Source organism: Roseofilum halophilum BLCC-M91 (assembly GCF_030068445.1).
GTDB classification, from domain to species: domain Bacteria; phylum Cyanobacteriota; class Cyanobacteriia; order Cyanobacteriales; family Desertifilaceae; genus Roseofilum; species Roseofilum halophilum.
The window spans coordinates 1-15,097 of sequence record NZ_JAQPOK010000123.1 but is presented as its reverse complement, the minus strand read 5'-3'; the positions used below and the strand labels follow the sequence as shown (position 1 = coordinate 15,097).

The window sequence follows — 15,097 nt, the reverse complement described above, 5'->3', positions numbered from 1 at the left end:
TGGCACCACTCCGACTCCATCCCGAACTCGGTAGTGAAACACAGCAGCGGCGACGATACTTTGGGGGTCACCCCATGGCAAAATAGCTCGGTGCCAGGTTACTTTTTCTCAAAACCCCTTTTCACACAAAGGGGTTTTGTTGTTTTAAAAGCTCAAGATTAGTTTTTGATGAACCGTTTGCGGTAAATTAGTTCTAGTTGGCCACCATATTCTTGGATCAGGGCAATTTGTCGGCGATATAGACCTCGAAATAGGTTAGTAAATAATAGGGTAACGATCGCCACGACTAATCCGACAGCAGTAGAAATCAAGGCTTCACTAATTCCTGCGGTTACGCCAATATTGTCCATCCCCCCCAGGTTTCCGATACGCAGGGCAGAAAAAGCTTGAATCAGACCGAGAATGGTTCCCAATAGCCCCAATAGAGGAGCTACAGTAATCACAGTTTCAAAGAGAGTATTAAATCGCTTCAGGATAGGGATTTCTGCTTGTCCTGCACTTTCGAGAGCTAATCGGAATTCTTCTGGGGTGGGTTGCTCGAGTTCGAGAGCAGCGAGAAAAATTCTGGCCAGAGGTAAATCTCGATTCTGATCTAATTTGATTAAGGTAGTTGTCACGTCCTGACGATAGATGCGCAATACCTCTTGGGCCAATCGTTTTTGGCGGCGAGTGATTTGCCACCAAAACATCAAGCGTTCTAGGATCAAGGTGGTTGCTAGGATAGAAAATCCTAACAACGGCACAATCACAACTCCACCCAAGGAAAATAGGCTATCTATCACGGTTAGCGCACAAATAAGAAGCTAAGTATCGGGAAAATGATCGATTTGAGCATAACCACTAAACAGTAGATTTTTACCTTGAGTTTCTAGGCGATTAATTCGCAAGGTGACACCATCGAGGTCAAATCGATCTAGATCAACCATATCATTCAAGATGTCAGCCAGGGCTTGGGTCAAGGTTTGAGCGCGATCGCACAGTTCTGGGGGAATACGATCTTCTTCAAATTGAGCTTCGCTAAAAATGATGCGTCGCCGACGTTCCACCACTAACGTAGCTTTCATGGCAATAGGAATCAGCTCACCTCCTCCCACATCCGTTTTCGCCAATAATCGAATTTGATGATTGGGAAGTAACTCAACCGAAACCTCCTTAAACGAAACCGGGTTTCCCCCAGACACTTCAGTTAAGGTGGGTTGAGTCAGATTTTCCAACCGTTTCGTCACCAATTTTGCCTGGAAGGACTGGTTAATACCAGCTTCAGATAGGGTGATTTGGGCAACAGCCTGAGTGGGTTGCTTCAAGCGCAATTTTCCCCCCAGGAGAGCGCTAAAATCAAGGGCTACAGCATCCGTTTGAAAGGACATCTCCTCCATGGGAAAGTCATTGCGAATGAGTAAGCCCCGGCCTTGCATTTGCAAACCATCGATCGCTCCTTGTAGAATTTTGCTAGATGGATAACAGCGAATCGACACCTCAATCGATTCACTGCGGGTGAACAGATGACGAATCGACTGGCTCGCCACGGTATTGAGGAGCCTCTCTCCCATATCTCTATTTCCAGGACTGCCAAAGAAACCGGTGACGCCAGTAAACATGCTGTTTTTGAGTTAGATACAGTTCTACACTCGATTAATGTAACAAATTGTAAAGAAACCGACAACATCAGACCTCTGAACTTGGGGCAGATCTCGGCTCAATCCTCGATCTTCGAGGATTCAGGGCGGATTTTGGCATCTAGAAATACAGAAATACCCACTCAGATCCCTAAACTCTCTCAGGGTTACCAATATAAAGATATAAATCTTCACGCTTCAAGGAGTAGGGTTAGATGAGATTCATCAAAAAATGTAAAAATCTTTATTAAGAATCGCTGCAATACCTTGAGAATATTTTAGTCTTGAGGCAACCTAGAAGAAGAGAGGTTAAGCAAGAATTTAGAAATTTGCTGATAAGTTCAGTCCTATTCAAGCATCTTCCGAGGATATAACCATGCATACATTAAACCACGATCTAGATACCAAACTAATAGAGGCTGATGGCCGATACCTCAATGCACAAGAGCTTTATCCCTTAGAGCAGTATTTACAAAGCTATCAACTCCGGCTACAAACCTATCAGCTTCTGAGTGAAAACAGTGAAAAGCTGATCGTCAATACCCTCCGTAAATTTGCCCAAGCCTATCCAGAGTTAATCAAAAATCATGGCGCTCGATGCAAATACGATATGGGTTCAGTCATCCGTTATATTGCCTTGTCAATTCTGCGGAATGACGAGATGTTCTTCAAAGAACAAATGATGTTTTGGCTAGACACTATTTTAGTGGCATATAAACGCACGAGTCATTGTACAAGGGTTTACGACTATTTGCATAAAGAAGTGGATGAGCTGTTGCCCCCTAACTGTAGTAGTTTAGTCCATCCTTATATCAAAGTCATTACCGTCATGTTGAACTCCCATGTTTAAGTCAATCGATCCTGTTGTAGAGGAGAATATACCCATGAACTGCCCCCCTAAACCCCTAACTGTCAGTCGAACTTCATCGCTTGAAGAACGGCAACAAGCGCTGATCGCCATCTACTACCAAGTGTTGGAGCGTCAGCCGTATCAGTATGAACACAAACGTTTAAAGAAAGCCGAGCATCAGTTTTTGCACGATAAAATTGGAGTCCGTCGGTTTCTAAAAGAGCTAGGTCATTCTGCTGTTTATCTGGATTCTTTTTATCACCGTTACTCCAATGTGAAGTTCTTAGAAATCTGCTTAAAACACTTTCTTGGTCGTGCGCCAAAAGATAAAGCAGAAATTCAACACTATTCGCAAATTTTAACCACAAAAGGCGTTGATCAGTTAATTACTGCCATTCTAGATTCAGAAGAATACCGGAAAGTGTTTGGGTGTTTTACGGTTCCTTATGCGCGATCGCCCAAATATTACGAATCACCCCAATCTTACCTCGAAACCCAGTGGTTGAACTCCGAACACATTGGGCAACGGGGAACCACTGTACCCACCCGATATTGGCATGACTTAGGCTGGGTGTGTGAAGGAGGAGTTTGCCATCCCGAAGCTGGCGAAATTCTTAATCCTCCGATTTCCAACGAAGTTGAAGTAGCCGTTCAGGAATTAGTCAAGCTCGTGGAATCTGAACAGGGACAACAAGCATTAGCCTCTATGTCCCCTCAAAAACTGGAAAAATTACGGGCAGTGATTGGTTAATCATTGTGCATTGTGTTTGTCTCCATAACTGAAACCTGCTCAAGCAGGTTTTTTTGTGGCTAGAGAAATCATTCCGTTGGCATCCTAAATTTGTTATCACAGAGGAGATCCTTTCATTTCTTGAAGGTCAACCTTATGTTTGATCATTATCTGATGCGTAAACGAGCAACCCGGTGGATCTCTTGCCTGGTCTTATTTTTGGTCGTATTCAGTGTCATTGTAGTAACTGGGCATTTAAGCTGGAGCCTATCCCCTGAGAGCAAAGAGCCTTCAGATCGACAAGAGTTAATCAAGCTGGTTAACCGTATCGAGCAGGTGTGGAAAGAAGAGTTTACCGACTACTTCCAATCCCATGCTAGAGATATCGAAAAGCTACAAGCCCCAGAAATTGCCCAGTTTCTAGCTCGGAAGGAGAAAGAAACGGGAAAAACGCCAGCGCTCCTGTATGTCCATCCGATGCCGGACAACCTAGAATTACTGTTGATCACAGCTCAGGGTAATCTGACGTATCGTGAGATTCCAGAAGCCTCTAGGAGTAACCTGGTCAATATAGCGAATGAATTTCGCTCTACGGTTACGAATCCCCGATATCTCCGTACCATACGATATCAATCCTCAGCCGAACAACTCTACCAGTGGATCATCGCTCCTGTAGAAGCCCAATTAGAAAGGGAGGGCATCGATACATTACTCTTCTGTACGGGAAAGGGGTTAAGATCTGTTCCCTTTGGTGCCTTATTTGATGGGGAGCAATTTTTAGTGGAAAAATATAGCTTGGCCATTATTCCAGCGTTTAATTTGATGACGGTGGGAACGGATAACCCCCAAAAAACCCAACTTCTAGCCATGGGAGCCTCCGAATTTAAGGATTTAGATCCTCTCCCCGCAGTTGCCCTAGAATTAGAATTACTCCGTGATGGGATCGTGCAGGGGCAAAATGTGTGGGAGAGCCGAGCGTTTTTGAATGAGGAATTTACCTTAGAGAACTTACAAACCCAATTGGAATCCCAGGATTTTGATATTGTTCATTTAGCCACCCATGCAGAATTTCAGCCGGGACAACCGAATCAATCCTATATTCAATTTTGGGATAGTCAGCTCACTCTGGATCGGATTCGCCAATTGCCCTTGGACGATCCGCCTTTGGATTTACTGGTGTTGAGTGCTTGTCGGACGGCTATTGGCGATCCGGAGGCGGAATTGGGGTTTGCGGGGTTGGCGTTTGAAAGTGGGGTACACTCAGTCCTAGCGAGTCTGTGGTATGTCAGTGATGGGGGGACGTTGGCGCTGATGAGTGAATTTTATCAGCAGTTACCCCGATCGCCGATTAAAGCGGAAGCTCTGCGCCAAGCGCAACTTTCCCTCTTACGAGGAGAAGTGAGTTTAAGCGATCGCCAATTGCGAGGAAGTCGAGGAGCGGTAGAATTGCCTTCAGAGTTGGGGAATTTGGCGATCGATAATCTGGCAGCTCCGTTTTATTGGTCGGCATTTACGCTCATTGGTTCTCCTTGGTAGACAGAGGGTTAGGACGATCAGCCACAATGGAAACAGATTGATCTCAAGTGGAGAAGATACTGACTGATGATATTTAGCTTTCAACGGAAACAGTGGGTTGCAGTTGCGCTGGCGACAGTAGTGTTTGTCTCTGGTTGTGCGGGTACGACTGGATCTTCATCTTCTAGCAGTAGTCAACGGAATACGCCAACCCAAACTCAACCCCAGAAGACTTCCCAGGATACGGCTCAATCTTGGGAAAATACCCAACGGGAGACGACTAAACGTAATGCTGCTCCAGCCGTGAAGAAGGAAGCGCTTCCGGGTTCTCGTTTGAACCGCTTTTTTCCCAGGTCTGGGGATGGCTATCAAGTGGTTGCGGCTCAGGAGAAAAAGGGATTTTCTGAATATAAGCTGAAGCAGGGGGGCAAGGATATGGCTGTTTTGTCGATTTCCGATACGATTAGTTTACCTGCGGCTCGGAAAAAGTACGAAAAGAGTACCAAAAATATTGGGGGGTTTCCTGCGGTGACTCAGGGGAGCAATATTACGGGAGTTTTGGTGGCCGATCGCTTTCAAGTGAAGGCCCAATCTCGCGATCGGTCGTTTACAGAGAGCGATCGCCAAGTTTGGCTGCAAAAGTTTGATTTGCAAGGATTATCCAGACTGAATTGACATACTCACCGTCCTAGAAGGACAGGGTTTTAGACCCATTTTTCTGATAAGGGAAGATTTAGGGGCGGGTCAAACCGCCTCTTGAATGGCGAATCGATGGATGGAAATGAAGATGACGAATTTTGCCCTACTCGAACAAACGGTAGCATCGATGTTAAACCCTCAAGTTTCTGCTCCGGCTGCGGGGGAGGTAGTGGAGGAACTGTTAGCTTGGGAAAAGTGCAGGAAAAAGGAAAAAACGCCCTATGGCTTCGAGCAACTGGCAGGAGAATGGCGCTTGTGTTGGATTACGGGGGAAAAACAGGGGCGATCGCTCAATTTAACCCAGATGAGGTTAGCCCAGACTCTGCTGCGGTTGATTCCCATTCAATTGGTGTATCGTCCTTTACCCGACTTAGAAAAGATCGATCGGCAGAAATTTGAAGCGGGAGAAGTCGAAAATCGAATTCAAATCGGCTTATTTACCTTAATCGTTTTTGGCCCCGCTAAACGTTTAAAGTCTAACTCTATTTTAGCATTTGACTTTACCACCATGCAAGTCAAATTCTTCGATAAAGTCCTATTTTCTACCCTAATTCGCAACGGAGAAAACCGCAACGCTCGATTTTATCAAGCGCCTATCCGCGAACTAGCATTTTTCAACTATTTTTTAGTCCAAGATAACCTGATCGCCGCTCGCGGACGCGGGGGGGGATTAGCCCTTTGGGGAAGGAGTAGGGGTTGAGTCATGAGCATGGATCGCAAGGGCTGTGTAAGCTGGTTGTCAAGAGGAGGGAAAAGGCAAAAATCTTGTTTGACAATGGTTTGAGCATTTATAAATATCCCCAACAGTGATCTCCGTCGCCCAAGTTGCTCCATTACAATCACAGTCTATCTCGTACAAGATCATCCTCAACACTGAGGCGCGTCACCTACCGATCGCAAAAATTTGGAGAAAATAAAAACATCGAGGAATGAGGGCGCATACCATGCTATCAGCTACAGAAAAACTATCCGACTACATCTCTAGCCTTTTTGCTTCCGTTAGTATAATCAACTCTATTTCTACTGAAGACTTGTTTTTCCTCAAGCTAACCTGCCAAACCTTTAGCAAAGACAGTGAAGAATACAAAGCAGCCTATCGCATCTTAAGAGGTGTACAACGAGGCAAAGTCCAGATTATAGAAGAAGCTTTAGTCAGCTAAGGAAAAATTTAAGGGAATGGGAAATGAATGGACTAGAGGAAGAACTCTCCTTTAGCAATGGGCATGACTTGACCTCCAACTTGAACACAAATGTGATTCTGATTCCGGTGAGCGCTCAGATGTAACAGGGAGGGGCGATTAATTTCATAGCCTTGTTCGACTCGCACATCAATCTCTTGAGTGCCTAGATAGTTGTGTTCGACTAAATAGCCCGCAAAACAGCCATTGGCGCTACCGGTGGCTGGATCTTCGGGAATGCCTAAGTAGTCGGCAAACATGCGAGCGCTAAAGGTGTTGTCAGGGTGATGGGTTTCGGGACAAAAGACAAAAATCTCTTTTCCTGGCTGATTGTCGATAAACTCAAAATATAAGGATTGTTGAATGCGGCATCGTTTGAGGGCGGCTTGAGTTTTCAAGGGAACGATCGCAAAGGGCATTCCGGTAGAGACACTTTGGATGGGAAAGCGATCGTCAATGTCTTCCGGTTCTAAGCTGAGGATAGGAGCAAGGACTTCTTTAGAATAGGTGGTGCTAAATTCTGGGGGATTTTGCTGCATCCATAAGATTTCCGTTTGATTTTCGGTTTGCCAATGGACGGGAATTTGGCCAACTTGCAGATTTAAGATAACTCGCTCGACGGGCGAGCCAATTATGGCTTGCTGGATAATGTAGGCAGTGCCTAGGGTAGGATGTCCGGCAAAGGGGAGTTCTTGCACGGGGGTGAAGATGCGAACTGGGTAGCCGCCCTTTTCGGGGCGATCGCCTAAAATAAACGTCGTTTCCGAAAAGTTAATTTCCTTAGCAATGGTTTGCATCGTTTCCGTCGTCAGCTCCCCAGCATTGAGGATGACAGCTAATGGGTTGCCGCTATAGGGTTTCACGGCAAAAACATCAACGATATGGAAGGGGACAGAGGGCATAGGGTCTCACACCAACACTCGATGGAATTTTAGTTTATCAGAATTTTAAGCCCTCTCTCTATACAGCACTTTTCGATATGATGAGATACAGTAATCACAATTTTCCTTAACCGATGCCTTCCCATGAAAACCCCGAAAAATGGGCACGCATAGCGCACAGGGAAAAAGAAAGACATGGTATTTTTAGATTGTTTTTGCTAATGGATACTCAGAAAGGGTGACAACCGGTGAAACGCTTGATTTTATTAGGGATAGTCGTCTCCATGGTTGCCTGTAAGCGATCGCCGGTTGAGGTTGCCGATCCGCCCCCTCCAGAAACGCCGCAGGCGATCGCCTCCCCTTCCCCCTCTCCCACTCCTAAACCTTCTCCGGTTAAAACCGACCAAAAAACCCTACAACGAGCCTTAGATAAAGCCTATGGTGCAGCCAGTATCGCCCAGTCTGCGGCATCTCCAGGGGATTGGCAATTAGTCGCTCGGCAATGGCAACAGGCGATCGCTCTGCTCCAACAAATCCCCCCCCAAAGTCCCAACCACACCCTAGCCCAACAAAAAATTAATGAATATCAGCAAAACCTGACATACGCCCAAACCCAAACTCAAACCGTATCCCCCTCTCCTTCCCCTAGCCCCGAAATTATCGCGGTCAAACCCATCACCCCTATTCAACCGGTTCAACAGCGCTCCTCCACCGTCAAACCGGGAGCAATCCAAACCCCCATTAAGCGCCGGGAAGCCGGAACCCCAGTGATCGATGTGGTATTTAATCAGACTCGAACCTTTGAAATGATCGTCGATACCGGAGCCACAGGAGTCGTCATTACCCAAAAGATGGCCCAATCCCTAGATCTTCCCATCATCGGATCAGCACAAATGGATACCGCCAGCGCTAAAGGAGTCACTGTTCCCATCGGTTTAGTTGAATCGATCGCCGTCAAAGGCGTAGTCGTCCACAACTTACCCGTCATTATCGCCGGTTCTCAATTAGAAATCGGCTTACTCGGTCACGACTTCTTTGGCGATTATGACCTGATTCTTCGCCAAGACCGAATTGAATTTCAACCAAGATGAACGCACCCTATAACTCAATGTATCTCCACTAGCAATGCCATTGATTAACGTGGTTGCCTCTGGAGAGGACGGCAGGGGTGTTAAAGATGTGGTAAAATCTGCTTCGGTAATTTGACTTGGGTTAATGCCAGGTAAACGGGCTAAAATGCGACCGGTTGCGCTCTGTTAAATCAGGGTACTATTGCCGTCTGAAGTGATGGTAATTTCCGTAAAGGTCAGCCCGTCTAAGCCGAGTAAATCTTGACTGTCAACAAAATCTGTGATTAAGTGTTCTGCTGTCGTATTCGCTGATTGAATGACGAAAAGATCGCGCCCTGCGCCTCCGATTAGGGTATTAGGGACTATTATCAAACATGGAAAGATACACAATCCTAATTAACCCAAATTATTTAAGAATTATAGCAAAATAATCTACAACTACAAACCGATGAACCAAACTTCACTCTATTGGAAAAGAAGCCTACAAGTCCTTTTCGGCGTTGTTCTCGCGGTCATTATTGGGCTAGTGAGTGGACGTTTTTGGGCCGCTTCTGCCTTTGAAGTGCGTCTGTTACACACCAACGATCATCATGCCCATTTAGAACCGGTAGAAATGGGAGAAAATGAAACCTTGGGGGGCATTTCTAAACGCAAAACTTTGATCGATCGCCTCAGAGAAGAAAGCGATCGCGCCAACCAACCCCTGTTACTGTTAGATGCAGGAGATGTATTCCAAGGAACACTCTATTTTAACACCTATCAAGGGCAAGCAGACGGCAAATTTTACAATGCCTTAAACTATGATGCCATGACTTTAGGGAATCATGAATTTGACCAGGGTCAAGAAGTTCTGAGAAACTTTATTGAAGAGAGTAAATTTTCCATCGTTTCAGCCAACTTAGACATTGAATCTAGCTCGCCCCTTTCGGGTTGGGTAAAACCTTGGATTATCCTTAAAAAGAAGGGGCAAAACATCGGCATTTTGGGACTAACCACCCCAGAAACCATGACCATGGCAGAAGTCGGGGAAGGGGTAGAATTTTTAGATCCGGTGCAAGCAGCACAACAAGCTGTAAACGAGTTAACCCAGGAAGGGGTAAATAAAATTATTGCCCTTACCCATCTGGGGATTACTGAAGATCTGGAATTAGCCCGGCAAGTCGATGGCATTGATGTCATTATTGGCGGCCATTCCCATACCAGAGTGGGAGATATGCCAGAGGCTGTTTATCCCTATCCGATTGTGGAAAAAACACCCAATGGTCAACCGGTTTTAGTGGTCACGGATTGGGAATGGGGCAAATATTTAGGGGACTTAAATGTTAGGTTCGATCGCCAGGGACATCTCCAAAACTGGGAAGGAAATCTCCATCCTGTAAGTGACGAAATTAGTGCCAATCCCCAATTTCAAGCGATTCTCAAGACCTTTTCCCAACCCATTCAAAAACTGAAAAGTAAAGTTATTGGTGAAACTCCGATTAAACTCAATGGCGATCGCCCCTATATTCGACGGGAACAAACCAACCTGGGAACCCTGTTAGGGGAAGCTTTACTCGTTAAAACTGCCCGCAATCAAACGGAAATCGCGATTACCAATGGGGGCGGAATTCGGGGCAGTATTGCCGCCGGAGAAATTACCATTGGGGATATTTTAGAAGCTTTTCCCTTCCCGAATACGGTGATTGAAGTAGATTTAACGGGAAAACAGATTAAAGAGCTGCTCGAATATGGGGTGAGTCAAGTGGATAAACTTGATGGGTGTTTTCCCCAAGTGGCGGGAATGAGACTTGATTGGCAAGCGGATTTACCAGTGGGTTCGCGGATGTTGAGAGTTGACACTCGACAAGGGGATGGCTCTTATCTTCCTCTGGATTTAGAGAGGAATTATCGGGTGGTGACTTCTAGTTTTCTGTTCAAGGGGGGTGATGGATATACTCTGTTGTCTGAGGGAAAAAACGTTGTAGATACGGGGTATTTGATCTCTGATACTCTGATAGAATATATCCGCGATCGCGACAGCGATGGGTCGCATTATCGCGCGGCAGAAGGGTAATGGGTCAGTTGTTATCCGTCCTCAAAAAGCGCCTCGGCTTATCCAACGATCAACTGAAAAGGCTGGGTGCATTTCTCCTGCTGGCCTTAACTTTAGTGGGAACTCAAGGGTTAGCCTCCCTGCTCTCCCGTTCCCTATTTTTAGCTCAAGCAGGTGCGGATCGACTGCCCTTACTGTATACCTTAACTCCCATTTGCATTATTATCATTTCTGGGTTGTTTTCCCAGGTGATTGGCAAATGCTCCCATAAGCGGCTGTTGCAGTTGCTGCTGTTGGGCAGTGCCCTATTTATGTCGGGGTTAAGAATTCTGGGATGGTTAGAGTCTGGACTCTATATTCTGTTTATCTTTTATATTTTTTCTGAAGTCGTCAGTGTGCTGGTGATTAAAATCGGCTTTTGGAATCTGGTGGCGGATTATTTTACGGCGTTAGAACTCAAGCGCTATACCTCCTATCTGAATTTAGCCTCTAGTTTAGGCTATTTGCTGGCCAATTCGATCGCCGGTATTGCCCTGCAAGTGATTAAACCTTCTGTGCTGGTAATGGTGCTACCGGTACTCTATGGGCTGGCGATCGCCGAAATGGTCTATATTGAAATTGACCAAAACGATATCGAAGTTAACGAACCCCATCAAAGGGCGGCAACTCTCAAGGAATCCCTGCGCCAATTTCCCCAACTGATTTCCCGCTATCCGATTATTCTGTTTCTGACGGCCAATACGTTTTTACTCTTATTATTGCGGCTGTTAGAAGAATACCAATATTCTGCCATCTACGCGGATACCCTGGGAGATGCCCAAAAATTGGGCAGTTTCCTGGCTTTAATGTCTGCCCTGTTAAGTGTCTTAGAATTTGGCTTATCCTCTCTCGTCACTCCCTGGCTGATTCAAAAAATGGGGGTGCGACGGATGAATCTAATTTATCCCATCACTACCCTGGCGACGTTTATCGGGTTATTGGTTGCTCCGGGACTGGGTTCGGCGGTTTTTGCCCACATTAACCAGCGCTCCCTAAACTATGGCATGGCGGAAGCGGTGCGACTGCTGAACTATAATGCCGTTCCCCCGCGCATTTTAGGCCGGTTTCGGGTTCTCAGTGAAGGGCTATTTTCCCCCATTGGGCAAATTTTAGGCGGTTTGATTCTGCTGAGTACCCAACAGTTGGACACTTTGACGGCAACGACTGTGCTGGGGGTGGGGTTAAGCGGGGTTTATAGTGGGGTGGGTTATTTCACCGGTCGTAGTTATCTGGATTCTTTGATGACGATGGTGACGGATGGGGTGGTGAATTTAGATGGGGTGAAAACGGGGTGGGTGAGGCTCCCCGCTTCCTATCAAGAGGAAGTGAAAACGATGCTCAACAGTGGCTCTCGCCAAACGCAACTGCTCGGTTTACAATTAGCAACTCGTCTCCATAACCCTAGCCAGGTTTTACCCGAAGTCAAAACTCTGTTTTCCCAGACTCACCCGGAACTGCGTCAAGGAGTCGTCACCTTTCTGAGTCAAATTCCGGCCCAGGATCAAACCTTTTGTACCCGCAACCTGTTGGAGTCTAGGAATCGGTTAAGTCGGGCGATCGCCTTAGAATTGTTGATTGTCTGTCAACAACCGGTTCCCGAACCCCAGCGATCGCAATTTTGGCAAACGGGAGACCCGGAAATCCGCGCCCTGATTACCCTGGCAGACCTGCAAACCTCAAAAAAATCATTGCCCGACGATTTAGACGCTTGGGCAGCCCATTTGCCGCCCCAGAGCCAACAAAACCTGATCCATATCATCACCCGCACCGCCAACCCCGACCTGTTGATCCTGCTCGCCCCCCTGATCCGCCATGCTCCCCTGGAGATCCAGCAGCAGGGGTTAAGGAGTTTGACCACCCTAGAGTGCCAGAATCTTCCCCAGATCCGGGAGTTGTTGGCTTCCCAACTCGGTCACGCCGATCCCCAGGTGAGGGCAAGGGCGATTGAAATTTTGGGCAAAGCACCGGAGGAAACCCTCTTCCCCTATTTTGCCCAAGCCTTAAGCGATCGCCATCCCCATGTGCGCGACCAAGCGGCCCAGGCCTTGGCCCGTGGGGGAGAGAGCGCCCTACCCTGGGTGGAATCTTATCTAGAATCGCCCCGCTCAGAGGTGGTGGATGCGGCGATCGCCACCTTGGGATATATGGGCACACCTCGCGCCGAAGACCGGCTTTACCAGTATTTAGGGCCCCAGTTACAGCAGTTTAGCCGCAGTTGGCAGTGGTTGCAGCAGGTTCCCGCAGACCATCCCCAATGGCAACTGTTGGCTCTCGCCATCCGGGACTATCAAAAACGGGTCTTAGAGCGGGTGTTCCATACCTTGTCAACCCTAGGCTGTAGCGATACCCTAGATGCGCTCAAACAGGTGATTCATTCCCAAAATTTACGCGATCGGGCCAATGCCGTAGAAACCATCGCCTCCCTGCGCTATCGTCGCTTTGTCAAACCCCTGCTTCCCCTGCTGGAAACCTGGGCCAATGGTCAATCTCCCCAACAGGAGATTCAGGCCGATGCCCAATGGATGAAAACCCAAGGCTATAAACTGATTTTAGAGAGCCTGGCATCCGAAGACCGATGGTTAGAACTTGGTGCAATGGTAGCCTTGGTGGATATTCCCCAGACCCTGATCCAAACCCCAGACCCCCTGGTGCAGCAAGTGGCCAAAACCCTATTCCCGGCCAGGGGTCAAACTTGTCACCAGGAGCCAACCCTAGAACGGATCTATATTCTTACCCGCGTTCAGCTCTTTCGCCATTTTTGCCTGGATGAGCTACTGTTGATTAATCAGGAGTTGATCGAAGAACAGTTTGCACCCCAAGAAGTCATCATTGCTGAAGGGTCTCAACGCCACCATCTCTATATTCTGGCTTCAGGAACCGCTCAGATTGTCAAAACTATCGGCGGAAATCGCCAAATCCTAGCAACCTTGAGCGCTGGGGATTATTTTGGCGAGAGCCAACTGTTTAATCAAACCCCGGCTTGGGTAGATGCGATCGCCGAAACCCATTGTACTTTACTGAAGTTAGAGAGCGATCGCTTCCTCGATTTGGTCTACCAAAAACCCGATATGATTATAGAAATTTGCAAACGCTTCAGCACATTCTTGAAGCAGAGTCTAGAAGAAACAGAAATCACCGTCTAGGGATGGGGCGATCTCCAATTACCCATTACCCATTACCCATTCCATGAACCCTATCATCCTGCTCCAAAACCTCTCCCTGTTCCAAAGCCTGAGCTTAGACGAACTAATTTTAATCTCCCAAGAATTAGTACAAGAACAGTATTTAGAACATGAAATCATCCTCCCCGCCGGTAAAGTGATAAACGCTTGTTATATTGTTGGGTCAGGAACCGTCACCTCTTCTAAGCGCTCTGGAGAGCAGTTCATCCCGATTAAGGAAATTGCTTCCGGTGCAAGTTTTGGCTATCTCGATCTCTTTGATGATTCGCCCTCGAAACTGCAATTTGTAGCAAAAACAGACTGTCAACTGTTCAAAATTGATAAAAAGCGGTTAATTAGTTTAGGTTACCAGCGCCCGCAGATTTTGATCTCCATTTGCCGCGATTTTAGTCAAACCTTGCAGCAGGTAGTCTATCAGCAATGGATGCAAGAGGTTAATTCCTATGACTGAAGATTTCCTTCCACTACTAGACTAAATTTGCTCCCTAATCCAAGCCCGAAATGCTTTCATGGTTTTATTCCTACCTTCAACTTTACTCCGTTCCAGATATTCAGGAATAATTTTCGTTAAAGAAAGTCCAGGAAAATGAGGACTTTCATCAGATTGAATATAAACACCATCTTGTAGCACATTAATTTCTAAACTTGTACCATTAAAGCGCCAAAGTTCCCCAACTCCCAACGCTTCATAATTGTTAAACCGAGTCCGATAGGTAATATCAATTTCAATAGCCAGATCTGGGGGCGGATCTATACTTAAATCAATTCGCTTTTGACCGCGAACTGCTGCCTCATTTTCGATATAGAAACAATCATCAGCTTCAAGTCCCTGATTCATCCGTTGACTTTTAAACGTCGTGGAACCCAGACTCCGAAACTCAATATCCCATTCTTCCCAAATTGCTTTTACGAAGTCAGAAATCATTACTTTATCGTCTTCGTGTTCCGGCAATGGTGTCATGATTTCTAATATTCCTTGACTGTAATTAATCCGAGACCCGCGTTTTTCTCCCAAATCCTCTAGCAAGTCTTCGTACATCTGCCAACTAATATCTTTCATTAAAAGTTGACGACCAGGAGAAATAACTAATTGTTCAAGAGTTACTTGCATAGTATTGACCTTTGCATGGGTTGATTATCGGAATACCGCAATAGGATACTTGTTTACAGCGTTTTTCGATGTTATGAGGTACAGTAATCGAAATGTTCCTTGAGAGTGTTGTCCCATGAAAAGCCTGAAGAATGGGCACGCATAGCGTAAAAAATGGTTTTCCCATTACCCATTACCCATTACCCATTACCGCG

15 protein-coding genes and 1 rRNA gene are annotated in these 15,097 nt (G+C 46.4%); 11 read left to right on the top strand and 5 right to left on the bottom strand.

What is annotated here, in order from left to right:
• A 5S ribosomal RNA gene (gene rrf, locus PJF56_RS16430) occupies positions 1-99 on the top strand; the annotation flags it as partial.
• Between the two features lie 59 nt (positions 100-158).
• Here the strand turns inward: rrf and PJF56_RS16425 are convergent.
• Together PJF56_RS16425 and PJF56_RS16420 are read right to left on the bottom strand one after the other, a co-directional pair.
• Positions 159-779 carry a MotA/TolQ/ExbB proton channel family protein gene (locus PJF56_RS16425; protein ID WP_347179567.1) on the bottom strand — a complete coding sequence of 207 codons (621 nt, stop codon included), beginning with the start codon at positions 777-779 and terminating at the stop codon, positions 159-161.
• Between the two features lie 24 nt (positions 780-803).
• Positions 804-1,598, bottom strand: a complete 795-nt coding sequence (locus tag PJF56_RS16420; RefSeq protein ID WP_283763775.1) for an LmeA family phospholipid-binding protein — start codon at positions 1,596-1,598, stop codon at positions 804-806.
• 394 nt (positions 1,599-1,992) lie between these two features.
• On the opposite strand from PJF56_RS16420, the gene PJF56_RS16415 reads away from it, so the two are divergent.
• The 6 genes from PJF56_RS16415 (at position 1,993) to PJF56_RS16390 (ending at position 6,570) form a co-directional block, all read left to right on the top strand.
• Complete coding sequence (locus PJF56_RS16415; RefSeq protein ID WP_283763774.1) at positions 1,993-2,466, top strand: globin family protein; 474 nt, start codon at positions 1,993-1,995, stop codon at positions 2,464-2,466.
• Positions 2,467-2,500: 34 nt separating this feature from the next.
• Positions 2,501-3,217 carry a phycobilisome rod-core linker polypeptide gene (locus PJF56_RS16410; protein ID WP_283763773.1) on the top strand — a complete coding sequence of 239 codons (717 nt, stop codon included), beginning with the start codon at positions 2,501-2,503 and terminating at the stop codon, positions 3,215-3,217.
• Positions 3,218-3,352: 135 nt separating this feature from the next.
• Positions 3,353-4,732 carry a CHAT domain-containing protein gene (locus PJF56_RS16405; protein ID WP_283763772.1) on the top strand — a complete coding sequence of 460 codons (1,380 nt, stop codon included), beginning with the start codon at positions 3,353-3,355 and terminating at the stop codon, positions 4,730-4,732.
• 66 nt (positions 4,733-4,798) lie between these two features.
• The gene (locus PJF56_RS16400; protein WP_283763771.1) at positions 4,799-5,386 is read left to right on the top strand and encodes a hypothetical protein; all 588 of its coding nucleotides are present in this window, start codon (positions 4,799-4,801) and stop codon (positions 5,384-5,386) included.
• A gap of 106 nt (positions 5,387-5,492) precedes the next feature.
• Positions 5,493-6,110 (top strand): hypothetical protein, encoded by a 618-nt coding sequence (locus PJF56_RS16395; protein WP_283763770.1) that lies wholly within the window; start codon positions 5,493-5,495, stop codon positions 6,108-6,110.
• A 244-nt stretch (positions 6,111-6,354) separates the two neighbouring features.
• Complete coding sequence (locus PJF56_RS16390) at positions 6,355-6,570, top strand: hypothetical protein (RefSeq protein ID WP_283763769.1); 216 nt, start codon at positions 6,355-6,357, stop codon at positions 6,568-6,570.
• A 32-nt stretch (positions 6,571-6,602) separates the two neighbouring features.
• Here PJF56_RS16390 and PJF56_RS16385 read toward each other — a convergent pair whose 3' ends face one another.
• The gene (locus PJF56_RS16385) at positions 6,603-7,490 is read right to left on the bottom strand and encodes a PhzF family phenazine biosynthesis protein (protein WP_283763768.1); all 888 of its coding nucleotides are present in this window, start codon (positions 7,488-7,490) and stop codon (positions 6,603-6,605) included.
• Positions 7,491-7,717: 227 nt separating this feature from the next.
• Here PJF56_RS16385 and PJF56_RS16380 point away from each other — a divergent pair, with 227 nt between their 5' ends.
• Positions 7,718-8,560: a retropepsin-like aspartic protease family protein gene (locus PJF56_RS16380; protein WP_283763767.1), complete on the top strand. Its 843-nt coding sequence runs from the start codon at positions 7,718-7,720 to the stop codon at positions 8,558-8,560.
• Positions 8,561-8,725: 165 nt separating this feature from the next.
• Here the strand turns inward: PJF56_RS16380 and PJF56_RS16375 are convergent, their stop codons facing one another.
• A complete protein-coding gene (locus PJF56_RS16375; RefSeq protein ID WP_283763766.1) occupies positions 8,726-8,911 on the bottom strand; it encodes a hypothetical protein in 186 nt (61 codons plus the stop codon).
• Between the two features lie 76 nt (positions 8,912-8,987).
• On the opposite strand from PJF56_RS16375, the gene PJF56_RS16370 reads away from it, so the two are divergent.
• The 3 genes from PJF56_RS16370 to PJF56_RS16360 are packed head-to-tail and all read left to right on the top strand — an operon-like array spanning position 8,988 to position 14,243.
• Positions 8,988-10,592, top strand: a complete 1,605-nt coding sequence (locus tag PJF56_RS16370) for a bifunctional metallophosphatase/5'-nucleotidase (protein WP_283763765.1) — start codon at positions 8,988-8,990, stop codon at positions 10,590-10,592.
• Positions 10,592-13,753, top strand: coding sequence for an MFS transporter (locus tag PJF56_RS16365; RefSeq protein WP_283763764.1), 3,162 nt, complete (start codon positions 10,592-10,594; stop codon positions 13,751-13,753). The genes PJF56_RS16370 and PJF56_RS16365 overlap by 1 nt, the downstream gene beginning before the upstream one ends.
• A gap of 43 nt (positions 13,754-13,796) precedes the next feature.
• A complete protein-coding gene (locus tag PJF56_RS16360) occupies positions 13,797-14,243 on the top strand; it encodes a Crp/Fnr family transcriptional regulator (RefSeq protein WP_283763763.1) in 447 nt (148 codons plus the stop codon).
• A gap of 21 nt (positions 14,244-14,264) precedes the next feature.
• Here PJF56_RS16360 and PJF56_RS16355 read toward each other — a convergent pair whose 3' ends face one another.
• Positions 14,265-14,903, bottom strand: a complete 639-nt coding sequence (locus PJF56_RS16355) for a Uma2 family endonuclease (protein WP_283763762.1) — start codon at positions 14,901-14,903, stop codon at positions 14,265-14,267.
• Between the last annotated feature and the right edge of the window lie 194 nt (positions 14,904-15,097).